Origin of the sequence: Neorhizobium sp. CSC1952 (assembly GCF_030378245.1) — a bacterium.
GTDB lineage: Bacteria > Pseudomonadota > Alphaproteobacteria > Rhizobiales > Rhizobiaceae > Neorhizobium > Neorhizobium oryzae_A.
In genome coordinates, this window is the sequence record NZ_CP128416.1 from 486,886 (window position 1) to 504,624 (window position 17,739).

At 65.0% G+C, this 17,739-nt stretch carries 18 protein-coding genes; 7 read left to right on the forward strand and 11 right to left on the reverse strand.

Annotated features, from left to right (window positions below; translation table 11 throughout):
- Positions 1-293 precede the first annotated feature (293 nt).
- Positions 294-755 (reverse strand): Cu(I)-responsive transcriptional regulator, encoded by a 462-nt coding sequence (cueR, locus tag QTA58_RS02565; protein WP_289671601.1) that lies wholly within the window; start codon positions 753-755, stop codon positions 294-296.
- Positions 752-3,397, reverse strand: a complete 2,646-nt coding sequence (locus QTA58_RS02570) for a heavy metal translocating P-type ATPase (protein WP_289671602.1) — start codon at positions 3,395-3,397, stop codon at positions 752-754. Before QTA58_RS02570 ends, cueR begins: the two co-directional genes overlap by 4 nt.
- A 226-nt stretch (positions 3,398-3,623) precedes the next feature.
- On the opposite strand from QTA58_RS02570, the gene QTA58_RS02575 reads away from it, so the two are divergent.
- On the forward strand, positions 3,624-3,959 hold the full coding sequence (locus QTA58_RS02575) for a hypothetical protein (RefSeq protein WP_289671603.1): 336 nt from the start codon (positions 3,624-3,626) through the stop codon (positions 3,957-3,959).
- 2 nt (positions 3,960-3,961) lie between these two features.
- Complete coding sequence (locus tag QTA58_RS02580; RefSeq protein WP_289671604.1) at positions 3,962-4,777, forward strand: hypothetical protein; 816 nt, start codon at positions 3,962-3,964, stop codon at positions 4,775-4,777.
- Here the strand turns inward: QTA58_RS02580 and QTA58_RS02585 are convergent.
- Positions 4,774-5,871 carry a helix-turn-helix transcriptional regulator gene (locus QTA58_RS02585; protein WP_289671605.1) on the reverse strand — a complete coding sequence of 366 codons (1,098 nt, stop codon included), beginning with the start codon at positions 5,869-5,871 and terminating at the stop codon, positions 4,774-4,776. The two genes, QTA58_RS02580 and QTA58_RS02585, sit on opposite strands and share 4 nt — an antisense overlap.
- Positions 5,872-6,034: 163 nt before the next feature.
- Positions 6,035-6,496 carry a YcgN family cysteine cluster protein gene (locus QTA58_RS02590; protein WP_289671606.1) on the reverse strand — a complete coding sequence of 154 codons (462 nt, stop codon included), beginning with the start codon at positions 6,494-6,496 and terminating at the stop codon, positions 6,035-6,037.
- A gap of 185 nt (positions 6,497-6,681) precedes the next feature.
- Between QTA58_RS02590 and QTA58_RS02595 the strand changes: the two genes are divergently transcribed.
- A complete protein-coding gene (locus tag QTA58_RS02595) occupies positions 6,682-8,913 on the forward strand; it encodes a transglycosylase domain-containing protein (RefSeq protein WP_289671607.1) in 2,232 nt (743 codons plus the stop codon).
- A 2-nt stretch (positions 8,914-8,915) separates the two neighbouring features.
- Here the strand turns inward: QTA58_RS02595 and QTA58_RS02600 are convergent, their stop codons facing one another.
- A complete protein-coding gene (locus tag QTA58_RS02600) occupies positions 8,916-9,236 on the reverse strand; it encodes a HigA family addiction module antitoxin (protein ID WP_289671608.1) in 321 nt (106 codons plus the stop codon).
- Between the two features lie 147 nt (positions 9,237-9,383).
- Positions 9,384-9,791: a type II toxin-antitoxin system PemK/MazF family toxin gene (locus tag QTA58_RS02605; RefSeq protein WP_289671609.1), complete on the reverse strand. Its 408-nt coding sequence runs from the start codon at positions 9,789-9,791 to the stop codon at positions 9,384-9,386.
- Positions 9,792-9,924: 133 nt separating this feature from the next.
- Here QTA58_RS02605 and QTA58_RS02610 point away from each other — a divergent pair, with 133 nt between their 5' ends.
- The gene (locus QTA58_RS02610; protein WP_289671610.1) at positions 9,925-10,512 is read left to right on the forward strand and encodes a DUF1214 domain-containing protein; all 588 of its coding nucleotides are present in this window, start codon (positions 9,925-9,927) and stop codon (positions 10,510-10,512) included.
- The gene (locus tag QTA58_RS02615; protein WP_289671611.1) at positions 10,505-11,086 is read left to right on the forward strand and encodes a DUF1254 domain-containing protein; all 582 of its coding nucleotides are present in this window, start codon (positions 10,505-10,507) and stop codon (positions 11,084-11,086) included. The genes QTA58_RS02610 and QTA58_RS02615 overlap by 8 nt, the downstream gene beginning before the upstream one ends.
- Positions 11,087-11,109: 23 nt before the next feature.
- On the opposite strand, the gene QTA58_RS02620 is transcribed toward QTA58_RS02615, so the two are convergent.
- The gene (locus QTA58_RS02620; RefSeq protein ID WP_289671612.1) at positions 11,110-11,286 is read right to left on the reverse strand and encodes a hypothetical protein; all 177 of its coding nucleotides are present in this window, start codon (positions 11,284-11,286) and stop codon (positions 11,110-11,112) included.
- Positions 11,287-11,978: 692 nt separating this feature from the next.
- On the opposite strand from QTA58_RS02620, the gene QTA58_RS02625 reads away from it, so the two are divergent.
- The gene (locus QTA58_RS02625; protein WP_289671613.1) at positions 11,979-13,019 is read left to right on the forward strand and encodes a DUF2336 domain-containing protein; all 1,041 of its coding nucleotides are present in this window, start codon (positions 11,979-11,981) and stop codon (positions 13,017-13,019) included.
- 64 nt (positions 13,020-13,083) lie between these two features.
- Here QTA58_RS02625 and QTA58_RS02630 read toward each other — a convergent pair whose 3' ends face one another.
- The 4 genes from QTA58_RS02630 to QTA58_RS02645 form a co-directional block, all read right to left on the reverse strand.
- Positions 13,084-13,428: a DUF1491 family protein gene (locus QTA58_RS02630; protein WP_085422734.1), complete on the reverse strand. Its 345-nt coding sequence runs from the start codon at positions 13,426-13,428 to the stop codon at positions 13,084-13,086.
- A gap of 286 nt (positions 13,429-13,714) precedes the next feature.
- The gene (locus QTA58_RS02635) at positions 13,715-13,936 is read right to left on the reverse strand and encodes a hypothetical protein (protein WP_289671614.1); all 222 of its coding nucleotides are present in this window, start codon (positions 13,934-13,936) and stop codon (positions 13,715-13,717) included.
- A gap of 206 nt (positions 13,937-14,142) precedes the next feature.
- Entirely contained in the window at positions 14,143-15,066 is a 924-nt protein-coding gene (locus QTA58_RS02640) for a peptidoglycan-binding protein (RefSeq protein ID WP_289671615.1), read from the reverse strand.
- Positions 15,038-16,573 carry a PAS domain-containing sensor histidine kinase gene (locus tag QTA58_RS02645; RefSeq protein WP_289671616.1) on the reverse strand — a complete coding sequence of 512 codons (1,536 nt, stop codon included), beginning with the start codon at positions 16,571-16,573 and terminating at the stop codon, positions 15,038-15,040. Before QTA58_RS02645 ends, QTA58_RS02640 begins: the two co-directional genes overlap by 29 nt.
- Before the next feature lie 524 nt (positions 16,574-17,097).
- Between QTA58_RS02645 and QTA58_RS02650 the strand changes: the two genes are divergently transcribed.
- Positions 17,098-17,535, forward strand: a complete 438-nt coding sequence (locus tag QTA58_RS02650; protein ID WP_289673346.1) for a DUF5330 domain-containing protein — start codon at positions 17,098-17,100, stop codon at positions 17,533-17,535.
- Positions 17,536-17,739: the final 204 nt, after the last annotated feature.

The following is a 17,739-nucleotide window of genomic DNA, read 5'->3' on the forward strand; positions in this document are numbered from 1 at the left end:
GCCGGCACCTTCTCCCCGCCGGGGAGAAGGGGAGCGCGCTGCGGCCTCGGACAGGCAAGCTGCTGCCGGAAGAAGGTCAAAGGGGAGTGGACCACTGCGGCACATTCCCGTCGATCTCCCCCTCGAGGGGGAGATGTCGCGAAGCGACAGAGGGGGTGGCGGCGGCGCTGCAGACGACGAGGCCGGGAGGTATCGAGGCGACACCCCCCTCTGCCCTGCCGGGCATCTCCCCCTCAAGGGGGGAGATCGGTATGCCGCTCCGCTTTCCTTCCCGCTCACCTTCACCTTAAGCATCAAGCATGCAGTTTCGTTTTCCCCGCCGACCGCGACGCCTCACCCTCTGCGGAGCTATCGCCCTTTGCGGAGCTATCGCCCGCTAGATCATCGAGGATCGGGCAGTTCGGCCGGTGGTCGCCGCCGCAGCAGTCGGCGAGGTGCTTCAAGGTCTTCACCATGCCCTGCATCTCGGCAATGCGGCGTTCGAGATCGACGATATGGGCGGTCGCCACCTCCTTGACCGCGGCGCTCTCGCGGCTCCGGTCCTGCCAGAGCTTCAGAAGCGTCTCGGTCTCCTCCAGCGAGAAGCCCAGCGAGCGCGCCCGCCGGATGAAGCGCAGGATATGCACCTCGTCCTCGCCATAGACCCGGTAATTGTTGCCGGTGCGGCCCATCGGCCGGATCAGCCCGATCTCCTCATAGTAGCGGATCATCTTGGCGGATACGCCGGAGGCTTCGGATGCCTGGCCTATGTTCATCTTGTCTCTCCAATCTTGACGGTCTTCAGCCTCAACGCGTTGCCGAGCACGAAGACGCTCGACAGCGCCATGGCACCGGCCGCGATCATCGGCGACAGCAGCCAGCCGAAGGCCGGATAGAGCGCTCCGGCGGCAACCGGGATCAGCGCCACGTTGTAGCCGAAGGCCCAGAACAGGTTCTCCTTGATATTTCTCATCGTCGCGCGGCTCATCGATACCGCCGAGACGGCGCCGGTGAGTTCCCCGCCGACCAGGACCACATCGGCGCTCTCGATCGCCACGTCGGTGCCGGTGCCGATGGCAATGCCGATATCGGCCTCCGCCAGCGCCGGCGCATCGTTGATACCGTCGCCGACGAAGGCAACAGTTCGAAAAGCGGATGCGCTGCCACCGGCCGATCTCCCCCCTTGAGGGGGAGATGCCCGGCAGGGCAGAGGGGGGTGCTGCGCGGGCACATCATTAGCGTCTTCGCCGGCCGAACCGTCTTTACCCCCCTCTGTCGGCTTCGCCGACATCTCCCCCTCAAGGGGGGAGATCACCGGGAGTGTGCCGTGCTGTCCTTCGTGCAATATCTCGGCGTTGCCCATACGCAACTCCCTTACCGCCCTGACCTTGCCCTCCGGCAATACCTCGGCCACCACCTTGTCGATGCCGACCTGCCGGGCGATGGCTTCGGCCGTGCGGCGGTTGTCGCCGGTCACCATGGCCACTTCGACGCCCATGTCCTTGAGCGCCCTGATCGCAGCGCGGCTCGAAGGCTTCAGCGGATCGGCAACCGCGATCGCCGCCGCCACCTTGCCGTCGACTGCGGCATAGAGCGGCGTCTTGCCCTCGTCTGCCAGCCTTGCCGCGGCTTCGGCGAAGGCCTCCACCGAAAGCCCCAGCTTCTCCATGAACCGGTCGGCGCCGACCGCAATCGCACGTCCTTCCACCTCGGCCCGGATGCCGTAGCCGGTCACGGCTTCGAACCCTTCCGCCTTCGGCACGGCGATGCCCTTTGCCTCCGCCGCCTTGACGACGGCGTCCGCGATCGGGTGTTCCGATTGCGCCTCGACGGCCGCCACCAGCCTCAGCACCTCGTCCCCGGCAAAACCTTCGGCGGCCACGAGATCGGTCAGTTCCGGCCGGCCCTTGGTGACCGTTCCGGTCTTGTCGAGCACGATCAGCCCGACATTGCGCAGCTCCTGCAGCGCCTCGCCCTTGCGGAAGAGCACGCCGAGCTCCGCCGCGCGGCCGCCGCCGACGACGATCGAGGTCGGCACCGCAAGTCCCATGGCGCAGGGGCAGGCGATGATCAGCACCGCCACCGCATTGACCAGCGCATGGGTGAGCGCCGGTTCCGGCCCGATGAAGAACCAGACCGCGAAGGTGACGGCCGCCAGCCCGATCACGGCGGGCACGAACCAGGCGGTGATCCGGTCGACCAGCGTCTGGATCGGCAGCTTCGCCCCCTGCGCCTGCTCGACCATGCGGATGATGCTCGCCAGCATCGTGTCGCGGCCGACCTTGTCGGCACGGAAACGGAAGGCGCCGGTCTTGTTGATCGTGCCGCCGACCACGGTGGCGCCCGCCGCCTTTTCCACCGGCAGCGGCTCGCCCGATATCATCGATTCGTCCACGTTCGACTGGCCATCGATCACCGTGCCGTCCACCGGAATGCGCTCACCCGGCCGGATCACCACGATATCGCCCGCGACGACGTCGCCCGCCGGGACATCCAGAACCTTGCCGTCGCGCTCGACGCGGGCGGTCTTGGCCTGCAGGCCCGCGAGCTTCTCGATCGCCTCGCCGGTACGGCCCGTGGCGCGGGCTTCCAGAAGCCGGCCGAACAGGATCAGCGTGACGATCACCGTCGCCGCCTCGTAATAGACGAAACGGGCGCTTTCCGGCAGCAATTGCGGCGCGAACGTCGTCACCAGAGAATAGCCGTAGGCCGCCAGCACGCCGACCGCTACCAGCGAATTCATTTCCGGCGCGCCGCGCAGAAGCGCGGGAAGCCCGATCTTCAGGAACCGGAAGCCGGGTCCGAAGATCACCACGGTCGCCAGCACGAAATAGAGGTAATAGAGGTTCTGCGTGTCGATCACGCCCATCAGCCAGTGATGGAAGGGATCGTAGAAATGGCTCCCCATTTCCAGCACGAAGAGCGGCAGCGTGAGCACGAAGGCGAGGCCGAGATCGCGCTTCAGAGCGCCCTCCTCGCCCGAATGCATGTGCATATGGTCATGCCCGCCGGCATGTCCCTCGTGCTGATGTGCAGCGTGATCGCCGTCCATCCCGGCATGACCCGAATGCGCATCTACGTCATGGACGGCGTGTTGCGCATGGTCGTGATGGTGCCGATGCCCGGCGTGCTCCGCGGCCTCCGGCAGCATGCCGGCCTCGCGGAGGGCATGGGCCATGGCGGCGGGCGGGATTTCGTAGCCGACCTTGCTGATCGCCTTTTCGAGAGCCTCCGGCGAAAAGCCTTCAGCGGATTCGACGGTCAGCTTCTTCGTCGCGAAATTGACGGCGCTCCTGTCGACGCCCGGCACCTTGGCGGCGGCGTTTTCCACGCGGCGCACGCAGGAGGCGCAGGTCATGCCCTCGACGGGAACGGTGAAAGGTTCGGCGGGACGGATCGGTTTTACGGTCTCATTCATAAGCGGAAATCTCCATTTCCCGCCTTATGTGGACCTTCCCATCATGGGAAGGTCAAGGGCCGTTCTCAAGATTTCTCAGGCATGAGCGGAAGCCCCGGACTTTCAGCCGAATGCGGCGATGATGGCTGGACGGGCTGTTTTCGCAATTACGCCTTTTTGGAGGAGGCATGAAGACGGGATTGATCCGTATCCCGGATACGCCTATCTTTGTTCGCAGGAGGCCGGCATGGCGGTTCAGGATAGGATCAAGCGATATCGACGAAGCGGAGGAGCGGCCGATCTCGTTCGCGTGGAAGTTCTCGTGCCTGCCGACAGGCGGGGCGACATTCTTTCTGAGGCGGCCCGGATGCGAAACGAGCACAGGCTGAGGAAGGAGCGGCTTCAGCGCTCCATCGATCAGGCGCTCAGCCTTTATCGACTGCGGGTTCTCGACAATATCGACCTCGACCGTCTGTCCGATCTCAAAGAGAAATCTCGCGTCGTCGCCAATGCCCTGATGGAGCGGGGCGATGCCCGCGCTTTCGCCATCGGCCGGCGGATGCTTGCCGAGCTCGGGAGCTGATCGTGGCACTCACTCCGCTTCAGAAGAACGTCATGGGCTCGATCGCGAAGAACCGGTCGGAAACCAGTTATCTTGCCGGCGGTCTCGTCCTCAATCGCGATTGGCCGCGCCTTTCAGACGACATCGATATCTTTCAGGACACGGATGAGGAGATCGGGGCCGTCGCGGAACGAGACCTCGAGACCCTGCGCGCAGATGGCTTTACGGTGTCCGTCGACGTCTTCATCTATGGCTGCGTGGAGGCATCCATATCCCGCGGGGGAGAAAGCACGATCATCCAGTGGATGAGCGAATCCAGGCACCGGTTCTTTCCACTCGTCCGCGACGACGAGTGGGGCGCGAGGCTTCATCAGACCGACCTTGCGGTCAACAAGGTTCTGGCGGCGTCGACCCGCCGCAAAGCGCGAGATTATGCCGATCTCGTCATGATCGAGGAGCGCTTCTGCCCGCTCGGGCCTCTTATGATGGCGGCAGCCGGCAAACCGCCGCATTATTCCCCCCTCAGGATCGTCGATGAAATCCGGCACAGGGGTTTGTCCATCGCGTCCGAAGACTACCAGTCCGTGAAGGGGCTTCCCGCCGAATATGATGCGCCGGCGATCCGGCGGAAACTGGAAGCCGCGCTTGATCGCGCCGAGAGCTATGTTCGATCCGCGCCACCAGAGATCACCGGACTGCTCGCGGCCAACTCCGAAGGCGTTCCCTTGGAAGTGCCCGGCGAAACCGGTCAGATCTTTGAACTCAGGCGGGCGACAGCCGAACCGGAGGTGATGCCTTACTTTCCTAAGCGGACGGAAGATTGGGGCGGCCGCGGTTAGCCTTTTTTTGGCTCGCCACCCCCGAATGTCGGCGCGGAAAGTCCCGAAAGCAGGAGCACCAGCTCCGCTTGGCGGGTGGTGCCGGTCTTGCTCATGATCCGCTTCAGATGCGAGCGGGCGGTCTCGAGAGAGATGCCGAGCGAGGCGGCGATCGCCTCCGGCCTTCCGGCCATGGCGATGCCGCGCGCCACGCGCGCTTCCGCCGGCGTCAGGTCGAAAAGGCCGCAGAGCACCCGCATGTCCGGCGGGCCGACCTTGCCCACCTCGGTCACGGCCACCACCGCCATGGAGCGGGAGAAGATGTCGCGCGCCGCCCGGCGGATCGGCAGGAGATGCAGGATGAGAGCCGGCGCCCCGTGGCGCGACATCATCGGCAGGGATTGCACCGTCGGCACGACCTGCGCCTTGTAGCGCTGGATCGCGTCGTACAGCAGGGCATCGGCTCCCGCCCCCTCCAGTACGAGCCGGTCTTCGGCGCCGGTGCGGATGCGGGGGCTCAAGGCCTCGATCTCCGGGTTCATGGCGATTACCCGGCCGTTGTCGCCGATCACCGCCGCCGGCAGGCCGAGCAGGGAAAGCGTCTCGGTCATCGACCGCGCCTCGTTGAAGGCAAGCCTGGACGACATGTAGGCGGCCCTGGCGATATCCGGCTTCAGGACGTTCAATCGCGCCAGCTGCTCGTCCGAGAAATTGTCGAGCCCCTTGGCAAGCATCAGGGTGATGACGACCGTATGCCCCGTGGGCTCCTGGAAGACCCAGCCGGCCTCCCATTCCATGCCGGCGGGCTCGATGAATGCCCGCTGGATGGGATCGCGCGCATATTCGTCGGCGGTGAGAATATCGGTCGAGCGCGCGAAGGAGAAGGGAAACCGCTGCATCGCACGCTCCGGACGCAGGTTGCTGAACCGCAGATCGCTTCCGGCAAACCGCACGAACGTCTCGGCCAGATTGGGCGTCGTGACGTAACGGTGGGTTCCCTGGTGGTCGATGGTGAAGATCGACGCGGTGCTGGATTTCACTTCGCGGGCCAGCCGCTCGCAAGTCTCGGTCCAGAGTTCCGGGACGAGGGCTGCCTCGTAAAGGCGATCTGTCAATGTACCTTCGGCCGTCATCGGATGCCACCGAGCAGGTGTGACCACAGGTCAGGATTAGCCTGTGTGTCGGACAAGGTATATCCGCCAAATTACGTAGAAGTGAAATCACAGCCGGTTTCAGTATATTACCGAACGGATCGGCAGCGGCCTCGCCGATGCCCCGTTACCCCCTGCCGCCGACCGTCAGCGGCCACTCCACCAGATAGTCCTCGAAATCGTCGACATCGACCTCCGTTTCGCTCACCGTGCGGCCGCGGGCGGAAATGCCGGCCTGGTGCACCGTCTCCGGATCGCCGGAAACGAGCGGATGCCACCAGTAGAGATCCTCGCCGTCGCGGACGAGCCGGTAGCCGCAGGTGGGCGGCAGCCAGGTGATCTCCTCCACCGTCTCCGGCGTCAGCTGAATGCAGTCCGGCACCGTCGCCTGACGGTTCTCGTAGTCCCTGCAACGACAGCTTTCCCCGTCGAGCAGTCGGCAGGCGACGGAGGTGAAGGCCACCTCCCCCGTATCCCAGTCCTCCAGCTTGTTGAGGCAACAGAGCCCGCAGCCGTCGCAGAGGCTTTCCCATTCGCTCTGGCTCAGCTCATCCAGCCGTTTCGTCTTCCAGAAAGGTTCGTCGGTCATTCTTCGGATCACTTTTGCGGCAACGTGGAACAAATGCCCGCGCCGCCCTTTACCCTGTTGCGATTTGGCTATCGCGTATCAACCATTTGTCAGCTATTGCTGAATAACGGTGAGAGGCTCATGCTCTTGATCCCTGCGCGGGACGGCGTCAAGCACATCTCACAATGGGCGGGGGTTATTGCACGGTGCAGGACGAGCCAAAGTCATCCGAAGAGCTGCCTCCGGGGCAGCCGCGCAGGAAGCGCCACATCCTGCTGCGCATCGACTCCTGGATCGACTCCACCGTCTGGAATCTCGGCTTCAAGCTCGGCGAAATATGGGAGGAGATCACCATCTTTTCCCGCAGGTTCCGCGTTCGCGGCTGGAAGCGCGCCGCCTTCGAGGTTGCCGGCGAAGCCATGACGCTCGGCACGGCCGGCTTCGTCGCCCTTCTGGTGCTTGCCCTTCCCGCCTTCGAGGAAACCAAGGAGGACTGGAGAAACCGTGGCGATTTCGCCGTCACCCTCCTCGACCGGTACGGCAACGTCATCGGCCACCGCGGCATCATCCACGAGGATTCCGTGCCGATCGACGAACTGCCCGACCATCTGATCAAGGCCGTGCTGGCGACCGAGGACCGCCGCTTCTTCGACCATTACGGCATCGATTTCATCGGGCTTGCCCGCGCCATGACCGAGAACGCCAAGGCCGGCGGCGTCGTGCAGGGCGGCTCGACCATCACCCAGCAGCTCGCCAAGAACCTCTTCCTCACCAACGAACGGTCGATCGAGCGCAAGATCAAGGAAGCCTTCCTGGCGGTGTGGCTGGAGGCGAACCTCTCCAAGAAGGAGATCCTGTCGCTCTATCTCGACCGGGCCTATATGGGCGCCGGCACGTTCGGGGCGGCGGCGGCGGCGCAGTTCTATTTCGGCAAGAACATCACGGAAGTGAACCTCGCCGAATCCGCCATGCTCGCCGGCCTCTTCAAGGCGCCGGCGAAATACGCCCCGCACGTCAACCTTCCGGCGGCGCGCGGCCGGGCCAACGAGGTCCTCTCCAACATCGTGCAGGGCGGGATGATGACCGAGGGCCAGGTGATCGCGGCGCGCCGCAACCCGGCCACCGTCGTAGACCGGGCGGATGTCAAGGCGCCCGACTATTTCCTCGACTGGGCCTTCGAGGAGGTGCAGCGGCTCGCCGCCGCCGGCAAGATCCGCGAACATTCCGTGGTCGTGCGCACGACGATCGACATGGGCCTGCAGCAGGCGGCGGACGCCGCGATGGAATCGAGCCTGCGCGAATACGGCGAAGCCTACAAGGTCAAGCAGGGCGCGCTCGTCATGATCGAGAACGGCGGGGCCGTGCGCGCCATGGTCGGCGGCCGGGACTACGGCGAAAGCCAGTTCAACCGCGCCACCAAGGCGCTGCGCCAGCCGGGCTCCTCCTTCAAGCTCTATACCTATTCCGCCGCCATGGAGAACGGTTTCACGCCGGAATCGGTCATCTCGGATGCGCCGATCACCTGGCGCGGCTGGTCGCCGCAAAATTACGGCCGCTCCTACAAGGGCAAGGTGACGCTGCTTTCGGCGATGGCGCAGTCGCTCAACACCGTGCCCGTCCGGCTCGCCAAGGACTATCTCGGTACCGAGGTGATCGCCAAGACCGCCAAGGCGATGGGCATCGAGACGCCGCTCAGGACCGACAAGACCATCCCGCTCGGCACCTCGGAAGTGACCGTGCTCGACCAGGCGACGGGCTATGCGGTCATGCCGGCGGGCGGCATGCAGTCGCGCCGCCACGGCATCGAACAGGTGCTGGGCTACGGCGGCGAGGTGCTCTACGATTTCAACCGCGACGAACCGCCGGCCAAGCGCGTCCTCTCCGAACAGGCGATGTCGTCGATGAACCGCATCCTGACGCAGATCCCGGTGATCGGCACCGCCCGCCGGGCCGCACTCGACGGCGGCATCGTCACGGGCGGCAAGACCGGCACCTCGCAGAACTATCGCGACGCCTGGTTCATCGGGTTTACCGGCAACTACACGACCGCCGTCTGGTTCGGCAACGACGACTTCACGCCGATGAAGGACATGACGGGCGGCGCGCTGCCGGCCATGACCTTCAAGACCGTGATGGACTATGCCCATCAGGGCATCGAACTGAAACCCATCCCCGGCATCAAGGGCCCGCTCCCGACCGGCGACCACAAGGGAACCGCCGTGGCGAAGAAGGAGGGCGAACCCGCCCTGCCGGCGCTCGTCCGTCCGCGCTCGCTTTCGACCGAATCCACCCGGGTCCTGAAACAGATCGCCGAGAACCTGAAGAATGCCGGCCCGCTCGCTCCCGCCGGCACGAAAGTGGCCGATGCCGGCGAAAACGGACCGGCCCAACCCTCCGCCATCGCCGCAACACCGGCCAGTGTGGAATTGCGTCGGTAGGGTCAGGCGGCGCGCGGTCGGATACGACCGAGTTCATCGCCGAGTTCACGGCGCCTCTGCATCAGATCGAAATCGGCCTGAAGCCCCAGAAAGAAACCTTCCGACATGCCGAAATAGCGGGCCAGCCTGAGATCGGTATCGGCCGTGATTGCACGCTTGCCCAGCACGATCTCGTTGATGCGCCGTGGCGGCACGCCGATGGCACGCGCCAGCCCCTTCTGGCTGAGCGCCATCGGATTGAGGAAATCCTCAAGAAGGATTTCTCCGGGATGGGGATTGTGCAGCCGTTCGGTCTCAGCCGTGGTAGTCGATGATTTCGACATGGGCAGGCCTCGCAAAATCAGAAACAAGAAACCCCGCCATGCTTGTTATCGCAGTGACGGGGTCTGCCTCCAGAGAGGTCTTGAGGCTGAACGGCTTTCGCCGCCAGCAATCATCCCCAATATGGAGATTGCGGTCTGAATATCAAGTTAAATTCCAAGGCCGGCGCGAATGCCGGCGCAAACCTTTTCGAAGGTCTCCCGATCCACTCGCCGTGCCAGATACTTACGCTTGCCTTGCTGGTCTCTCCCGGTGCGGAAGAGATCGAGACGGCTAAAACTCACTGTCGCGACCATATCGCATTTGGCCCACATCACAGGCGAATCAAAAGGAGCGGGCAGCACCGGATCAAGCTTGAACTCGATGACATAAGCGACGTTGCGCGGAGGCGGCGTCGTAGAAACAGGAACAACGGCGCAGAGCCCATCCCGGTGAGGCAGGCGTGGAGATATGACGATTGCGAGCCGTCGTTTCACCATTTCCGGCGGCACGAAGCCACCGAGAGAATAATCGCACAACAAAAGTGTGCCGGGCGGGACGGCATAGCGAATCGGCATGGGGGAATAATATCGTCCGCTGGTTGAATTATCGTTGCATCTTCAAGCCACCTTGTCGCCAACAACCCATTCCCCCCTGCGGGAATCAATGCTAACCCTCCGACACAGCTATCCCGAGGGCCAAAGCAAACCCGTGTTCCGTGTTCCCTTCCTCATCGCGATCGCGCTTGCCATCGCCTTCGGCGGCGGGATCTGGTCCACCCTCGTGGCGCTCGATGCGACCATCGGATTCGGCGCCATCAGGCTCGGCGCCTGGGAAGCCTTTCCGGAAGCGCAGACGGCGAAAGCCGATCCTTACGCGAAATCGCACCGGGCGAATGCCGGCAAGCTGCTCTATGCGAGCGCCGAGGGCCTCGTCTTCACCGCCGCGGTCGACGAAACGGGCGCGCGGCTTACGGGAAACTGCTCCTACCGCCTGACGGGCCACACGCCGCCTGCGCGCTTCTGGACGCTGTTCGCCGCGGCTCCGGGCGCCCCGCCGCCTTCGGCGCAATCCGACCTGCCGAGGGCGCTCAACTCGCGCATGGTCCTGCGCGACGGAGACGGCGGTTTCGACATCGTCATGTCCGCGACCGCGAAGCCCGGCAACTGGCTCGCCGTGCCGGAAGCCGGCCCGTTCCGGCTGACGCTGACGCTCTTCGACACGCCGACGGCCGGCAGTTCCGGCCTCATCGATCTTTCCATGCCGCGCATCGAGAGAACCGGGTGCGGGAATGCCTAGAATTTTCGCGCTGCAGGTCCTTTTCGCCGTCGTCACGGGCCTCATCGGCGCGGCGCTGCTGCATCTGGTCATCGTGCTGCTGCTGCCGGACTTCAGCGAGCGCGACGCCTATACGCGGGTGCTGGCGGAAGGCGAGAGCCACCGTTTCTACCGCCTCGGCGAAAAACCGGACCGGGCGGGACTTTCCAAGGACGATCCGTTCGTGGATACGGCTGTCTGCGCCTTCGACGTCTCGGAAGGACCCTTGCGGCTCACCGCCCCCAATGGCGGCGTGCCCTTCTGGTCGCTTGCCGTCTACGACCAGTCGTCCAACGAGGTCTTCAGCATCAACGACCGCACCTCGGCCGGCGGCGTGCTGGACGTGGTGATCGCCACGCCGGTGCAGCTCACGTCGCTGCGCCAGGCACAACCTCCCGCGCTCTCGCAGTCCATCCTCGTGGAGACGACGCAGGCGGAAGGATATGTGGTTCTCAGAAGCCTCGTGCCGCAGCCGAGCTTTGCGGATATCGCCTCGCAATTCCTGTCGCAGGCGACCTGCACGCCCTTCGAATGGCGGTCGCGGAGCCGGTTCTGACGGTGAATTTCAAGGCCGACCGATCAATCGGCCCGGACGGCGTGATTTTCGGCCTTGCGGTCCCCCCGGTCGTCGAAACGTTCGTAACGCACGCCCGTGAACAGCAGAAGCCGGCCGGCATCCCCGCTCTCGCCGATCCTGATCTGCGGCCGGGGCACATGCTCGGCCTTCCACCTGTTCAACACTACGATCTCTGCCATGCTCGTCTCCGTTTTCAGGAATTCGAGACGGATGAAGACGGACCGATCTCACCCTGCCCTCTTTCCGAGGGCCGGCGCTTCCCGAAATGAAAGTTCCGGGCATGCGCGCCTTTCTCGTCTGAGCGCCTTCAAAAAAGCGCAGCGACATTTCGGCATTGACGGCCGGCCCCGCCGAACCGGCCGGAGATGAAGGATGGCCCCGAAGGCCGGACCTGGAACTTAGCCCGGCCGGAAACGCAGGAACCATCCGGAACCTGAACCCGGCAATCACGCGCCGGTACTTCGCAAATTCAGCCAGAGCAGCGTTAACAATCGATAAATGCTAAAATAGCATTTGCTACCGATGCATGTCTGTTGCCCGCATGAAAACGCGGAAGCGGCTGTTTGGTTCATTTCCCGGGGCCGATGCCGGCGGAGGAAAGATCCCCTTCCCGCACCGGCACACCAGAACTCCCGAAAACGACAGACGTATCAAAACGATCCGTTTTCACCGACCGTTAACCCTCAGAGGGTTAGCATCCGGTTAAACCAGAGCCCCCCTTCCGGCAGATGTTTTCACGGCTGCGTGAGTGGGGCTTGGGGGAGAGTTTTCCCAGGCAAGGTACGATGACGGCCATCAGGCAAGCCTTGCAGGCGAGCCCGAGCGCTTCGCGGCACCACCGGATTTGTATTGCGTCGATGTGAGTTTGCCCGTGACGAACGAGTTTCGAGACCTTGAGAGGCCCCAGGCCATGCGCAAGAAGGATGTGGTTCTGATGGCCACCGTGACGAGCTTCGAAAGTCTGCCGCATCCTTCGCGGTCGGAACTTCGACAGTTCGCCGAACTCTTCGCGCCGCTGTTCTCGGCCTCCTCGGAAAAGGCCCGCCGGGATGCCGTCGCGGCGCTGTCGCAATCCAGGAACGTGCCGCCGGCCGTCGCCTTCTTCATCGCCAGCCAGCCGATCGCGATCGCCGCCCCGTTCCTCACCGCCTCGACCTGCCTTTCTGACGACGCGCTGATCGCCATCGCCCGCACGCAGGGCGAGGCGCATGCCCGCGCCATCGTGCTCCGCGAGGCATTGTCGCCGACCGTCATCGACGCGCTTGTCGGGCTGCGCCACGACCACGTCAAGCGCCACGACGCGGCGATCGCCGGCATCGATGCGCCTCGGCCGGAACAGCAGGAACGGCACGGGGCGGAAGACGCCGGGCGGCTGGGGCGCGAGGAGGAGCTGCGCCGGCGCCTCAAGGCGCTCGCCGGCCATATCGACCGGCCTGCCGGGGATCGGCTCGGCTTGCGCAACCTCTCGCCGATCCAGGAGGCGCTGCTGGTGCGATTCGCCCGCAACCGCGAGACCGGCCTCTTCGCCACGGTGCTCGCCGACGCGCTTTCGGCCAGCCATTGGCTCTCCGAACGCATCATGCTCGATATTTCCGGCCAGCAGCTCGCCACGACGCTGAAGGGCCTCGCCATGGACGGCGAGGATGCCGTCTTCATCCTCCAGCGGCTCTACGACCACCTCGGGGCCGGCGAGGATGGCGCGACGCGGGCCGCCGCACTCTGGAACTCGCTCGACGAGAGCGAATGCGGCAAGCGCGTCGAGGCCTGGCGCCGCGCCGACCGCTACACCTATGCCGAACCGCAGCCCCGGCCGGCAGCCTCCGGAGACCGCGAGGCCGAGGGACGCGAGACCCTGCCGCGGCTGATCCGCACGACGGCGAGCGTGCGCCGGCCGCTGCGCCGGGCACGCTGACAAGGTCAGTCAACCAGGGCCACTCAACGGAGCCAGTCGACCAATGCCAGTCAACCGGGGCCGGCTAAGCGGACGGTCTGACGATTTCGAAAAGGCCGTCGACCTCGTCGGTCTCCAGCTCCACCAGCCAGAGATCCGGGTCGAAGCGCAGCTCGCGGGAAAGCATGTCGCGGACGGCGTCGGGCTCCGCCTTTTCCGCCCGCGCCTCGAATTTGCGCTGGCCATCGTCCTCACCGAAAAAGTTCTGCGGTGCCGGCGCATAGAGCGTTTCCAGCCCATCGCGGAAACGCTGGCGGATGAAGATAGCGCCGGCCTCTTCCGCCCCCTTCTTCTCGACGGCGGCAAAACCGCCGAGCCCGAAGACGCGGCGGATCAGGGCGGAGACGAAGATATCGGATTTCAGGCGCATGGCCTGTCTTAAGGTGGTTCGGCGCTGAGGGCAAATCGGCAGGCGCGCCAACACCGTTCGCATCGGCGCGGTGCCACCGGAACAAACAGAACCCGGCCGTTCCGGCATTATACTGCGAGAGCGCCATTCCTCCCGGGGGACACCCGGGGTGGGCGAAACGACGCTCTCGCAGGTCAGGGACGGCGGGTCCCGGATCGAATGCTAACGGCCGTCCCCGTCCGCCGGTTTGCAATCCGGCCAAAAGAGGTAGGCGTTCGCGCACTCTGCGGCGCAGCAGCGCCCGGCATCATTGCTTCCTGAGAGATTTTCCCCGGCGGCGTGCCAACTCCGCCTTTATCAGCTGGAGATAGTCGTGGCCTATATTGTCGAGGAGAAGTATTTGCTTGTCGTCCATGGCGGCGAGAACCGAGAGATCCGAGATTCCCTGCCGGGACAGGACGCTGATCAGCCTTGGGGGGAGCGAGCTGAACTCGATCCGGTCGTTGGGCCGGTCATTGAGTGCACACATGAGTACCTTGCCGCCTCCCCCCGGCGTGCAACCTTCTCTTCAAGACGGCTGACTGCCGCAAAACCCAGGATACCATTGAAATCAAGGCGCCGGTTGATCGGTACGACCGCGTACCCTTTACCGGCCGGACAATGCAGGGGCGCAGCGGACAGGGACACGTCATCCCGGGCGGCAGGAAAGCGGCGCAATTCCCCGAAACCGGAGAGCTACAAAGCCCCGATGGATTTCAGCTTCTTCAGCACCATTTCGTTGGGCTCGCCGGTTTCCGGCAGGCGGTAGTGCTTCTCGAACCGGCGGATCGCCGCCTTGGTCTGGGCGCCGGCAACGCCGTCCACCTCCACATCCGCATAGGCGATGTTCGACAGGCCGCGCTGGATCTGCAGCACGAGATCGGTCGAGGGGGAAGACGACGTGGCCGGCTTCTGGGCGACCGGCATCGCCACCCGGCGGGGATTCGATCCCGTATTCGGATTGGGAATGTCGGCGGGCGGCCGCATGGACGGGCCGCGCTCGGCCGCGCGGATCGCGGCGGCCACCGGGTCTTCGCCGCGGGCCGCGACGTTTTGCGCCGGGCGGCTTGGAGGGACCGCCTTCGGCGACGGGGACGATGCCGGCTGGGCGGGCCTTGCAGGCGCGGCCCTGACCGTCTCGGCGGGAACCTTCGGCGCAGCGGATGCGGGCTCGGACGCCGCCTGCCTGACCGGTTCCTGCAGAACCTGCGGACGCGGCGCGGGTATGGCAGCCGGAACGGGATCGGATACGGGAGCCGCGGCCGGTTCCGCGGCCGGAGACCGGACGACTTCCGGCGCCGGCGCATCCGGATCGGCCCGCTCGATGCGGAAGGTCGTCACGTCTTCGGGTGCGACGCGGCGCACCGGACGATAGCCGGCGATCGCGTTCGGATCGTGGGAGTCGCGGGTGGCGAGGAAGGGGGCCGGATGGCCGCCCGGCTGGTACCAGAGCGCGTTGGCGGCGACGAAGGAGAAGACCACGCCGAAGGCCGCGACGCCGAGCACCGGCTTCGGATGGCGCGCGGCGGCGCGTCCCGCCGCAGCCAGGAGGCGAGACGGAAGGCCGGGCCCCTTGGCCGGCTTTCTCCTGTCAGGCGATTTTCGCTTCCGCGCGGGCATCGGTAAAATCCTGTTCGTCCGTCATGGCCGTCTGCCGGGGCTTCCTCAGCCGCGGCGGGAATTCGATCTTCTCCTCCCGGGTCTCCTCCAGCCTGCCTGTCACGCCCGAGCCGTCGGCGGGAAGCGAGACGGTCACCACCGTTCCCTCGCCCGGACGGCTGGCGATCGCGAAGCGGCCGCCATGCAGCGCGACCAGGCCCTTGACCAGCGAAAGGCCGAGACCGGTCCCTTCGTAGCTGCGGGTATAGGCATTTTCAACCTGCATGAAGGGCTGGCCGATGAATTCCAGCTTCTCGGCCGCGATGCCGATGCCGGTATCGCTCACCGAAATCACCACGTTGTCGCCGGAGAGCACCGCATCGATCGAGACGACGCCGCCGGCTTCCGTGAACTTGATGGCGTTGCCCGTGAGATTGATGAGGATCTGCTGCAGGGCGCGGCGGTCGGCGACGATTTCGCCAAGGCCCCGCGATGCGCGGCTCGTCAGCGTGATGCCCTTCTCGCGCGCCGAAAGATCGAGCATGGCGCGGCAGGTCTCCATCGCCTCGGCGACCGCGAAGGGCTCGGCGATGAGCTCGTAGCGGCCGGCCTCGATCTTGGACATGTCGAGCATTGTGTTGACGACGGAGAGCAGGTGGGCGCCCGACTGGCGGATCAGCCCGACATATTCGCGCTGGCGGTCGTTCTCCAGCTTGCCGAAATATTCGCCGGCCAGCACATCCGAAAAGCCGAGAATGGCGTTGAGCGGCGTGCGCAGCTCGTGGCTGACGGCGGCGAGGAAGCGCGACTTCGCCTCGTGGGCGGAGCGGGCCTCGGCCACATGGGCGGCGGCCTCCGAGCGAAGCCGCTCCTCTTCCGACAGGTCGCGCGCCTGGGCGAAGACGGAGAAGAGCTCCCCCTCCCCGTCGCGGATCGCGGTCATGTCGAGCCGGACCGGCAGGAACTGGCGGCCGGCGGCGGAGAAAGGCCGCTCGATGCGGATATCGGCGGCGGCGCTCGCAGCCCCCCGGCGCAGCGCGTCGAACGCCTGGACGAAGCCGATCCGGTCCGACACGTGGACGATCTCGGCCAGCGAGTGGCCGGCGGCATCGCGCAGGTTCGCGGGAAAGGCGTCCCGGTCGCGGCCGCCGGTCTTCATCACCTGGCCCTGCGCATCCAGGACGAGCGAGAGGCCCGGGCAGGCGTCGAAGGCGACATCCTCCGGCAGCGGGCCGGCGTTGGGAGCAGCAGCAGGGCGCGGCAGCGCGAAGACGGCCGCGACGACGAGCAGGAAGAGGGAGAGCACCAGGGCCGCGCCGACCGGCAATGCCAGGGCCGGCGTCAGCACCAGCGTGAAGGCGGCCGGCACGGCGACGAGCGCCGCCACGCAGGCCAAAGCCAGCCGGCGGAAGAGCACGATCTCGCCGGCGCAGGCCGCCTCGCCTTCGCCGAGGCGAGTGAGCCAGCGGACCGCGGTCTCGTCGACCAGCAGGACCGCCCTTCCGGCAATGTTACTCAATACGCGCACGCTATACCCTGAGTCTCGGTTTGTTCGGGGCGACAATAGGCCTTCCCGACTTAAGGAAAGGATAAAACATGGGGCTCCGGAGGCCCCTGCGGAAGCCCGAAATCCGGCTTTGGCACATCGGAACCAACCCTTCTCTGCTTGTGGTTAACGGGGCGTAAGCGACGGAATTACTTCGGTTTTTACTCAGAAGTTAACCTTTGTGGCAAAACCGCCGCCGACAAATGCAGGGCTTTCAGGGCGAGCGCCGCAATTATGCTTAACACCGGTCGCTAAACTTCGATGCAAATCCGAGGCAAAGCCAATATGGGACACCGATATTTCGCATTTTAGATAAATTTGCCGAAAAACCGAACGGCTGCGTCAAAACGATGTTTGCTTCCAGCCGGTACAACCATGTTCAAGACCGGCACAGACCCGGCGGCCCACACTATCTTCGCTAGACGCAATTCCGGACGGAAAACCGCTTCACACTTTTCCTGGAATTGCTCTGAAGAGACCGTGGGAAAAAACAGGTGGACAGGACGATGTGGTTTCTCATCAAGGGAACATTCTGGTTCGCAGCCGTGCTGGTGGTGCTTTCCTACTTCAGCGGCCGGCCCGTAACCGAGCCCCAGGGCGCCTCGGCGCTTGAGGTCGGCGATGCCTTTGCCGCCGCGACCGAGGCCTATCAATATGTGAGCGCCATCTGCGCCGAAAAGCCGGATGTCTGCGAAAAGGGCGCCGAAACCTTCTCGGCGCTCGGCGTCAGGGCCAAGGAAGGCGCCCGCGTCGCCTTCGAGCTGCTCGACAAGCAGTTCGGCAACGGACAGACCAACGGACAGGCCAAGGAAACCGCAAAGGAGACGGAGGCCTCGCTGGTTGCCGATCCGGACCCCACGCCCTTCCCGGCTGCGACGGCCGCTCCCGCCGACGCGATCTCCACCGGCACGGTGCCGGTGCCGCAGAAGCGCCCGGCCCATTAATTTCACGAGAATTCCGGAGAAAGAGCCTCTTCCGCCTTTCCCGGAACTGCCCGGCACCACCCGTTGCCGGCACCGAATTTCAAAGCTTGCGCCGGGCCCTGATTGCCACGGTCCCGGCGCCGGACTGCCTGCCCTGCAATTCAGCATCTTGCTGACGCCGCGAGGAATGAATTCCTCGCGGCGTATTTTTTTCTTTCATCCCGC

Coding starts and splice junctions, on each gene's coding strand:
- cueR (WP_289671601.1), bottom strand. CDS start 755: ATGAACATAGGCCAGGCATCCGAAGCCTCCGGCGTATCCGCCAAGATG.
- QTA58_RS02575 (WP_289671603.1), top strand. CDS start 3,624: ATGGCGGTTCAGGATAGGATCAAGCGATATCGACGAAGCGGAGGAGCG.
- QTA58_RS02605 (WP_289671609.1), bottom strand. CDS start 9,791: ATGCCGATTCGCTATGCCGTCCCGCCCGGCACACTTTTGTTGTGCGAT.
- QTA58_RS02640 (WP_289671615.1), bottom strand. CDS start 15,066: ATGCCCGCGCGGAAGCGAAAATCGCCTGACAGGAGAAAGCCGGCCAAG.
- QTA58_RS02630 (WP_085422734.1), bottom strand. CDS start 13,428: ATGCGCCTGAAATCCGATATCTTCGTCTCCGCCCTGATCCGCCGCGTC.
- QTA58_RS02650 (WP_289673346.1), top strand. CDS start 17,098: ATGTGGTTTCTCATCAAGGGAACATTCTGGTTCGCAGCCGTGCTGGTG.
- QTA58_RS02570 (WP_289671602.1), bottom strand. CDS start 3,397: ATGAATGAGACCGTAAAACCGATCCGTCCCGCCGAACCTTTCACCGTT.
- QTA58_RS02615 (WP_289671611.1), top strand. CDS start 10,505: ATGCCTAGAATTTTCGCGCTGCAGGTCCTTTTCGCCGTCGTCACGGGC.
- QTA58_RS02590 (WP_289671606.1), bottom strand. CDS start 6,496: ATGACCGACGAACCTTTCTGGAAGACGAAACGGCTGGATGAGCTGAGC.
- QTA58_RS02600 (WP_289671608.1), bottom strand. CDS start 9,236: ATGTCGAAATCATCGACTACCACGGCTGAGACCGAACGGCTGCACAAT.
- QTA58_RS02635 (WP_289671614.1), bottom strand. CDS start 13,936: ATGTGTGCACTCAATGACCGGCCCAACGACCGGATCGAGTTCAGCTCG.
- QTA58_RS02620 (WP_289671612.1), bottom strand. CDS start 11,286: ATGGCAGAGATCGTAGTGTTGAACAGGTGGAAGGCCGAGCATGTGCCC.